The 321-nt window shown below is 46.1% G+C and carries 1 pseudogene; it reads left to right on the top strand.

The window, feature by feature from the left end:
• Positions 1–321: pseudogene (locus AB4232_RS16020) on the top strand (nodulation protein NfeD); the annotation flags it as partial.

Raw genomic sequence — 321 nt, 5'->3', positions numbered from 1 at the left:
AATCCCTTGTCGCCTCAAGACGATACCGATAAAGATGATAACACTTCTGCGAGTGAGCAAGACGCAACCAAACAAGAGAACTCAGACCAAGTAAAAGCCACCACTGCGATGGAAAAGAAAGTCATTAATGATGCAGCTGCCTACATCGTCAGTTTGGCTAAGCTGCACAAACGTAACGAAGAATGGGCAGAAAAAGCGGTAAGAGAGGCAGCCAGCTTGGATTCTGAGAATGCACTGACTCTTAACGTGATTGATTTTATTGCCAGCGATCTTCAGCAATTGGTTGAACTGAGCAACGGACGCACCATCACCATCAACGGT

Origin of the sequence: Vibrio sp. 10N.286.46.A8 (assembly GCF_041470165.1) — a bacterium.
In the GTDB taxonomy this organism is placed as follows: domain Bacteria; phylum Pseudomonadota; class Gammaproteobacteria; order Enterobacterales; family Vibrionaceae; genus Vibrio; species Vibrio tasmaniensis_A.
Note: the sequence above shows the minus strand (reverse complement) of the source record. Positions and strands in the feature narration are given on the sequence as shown.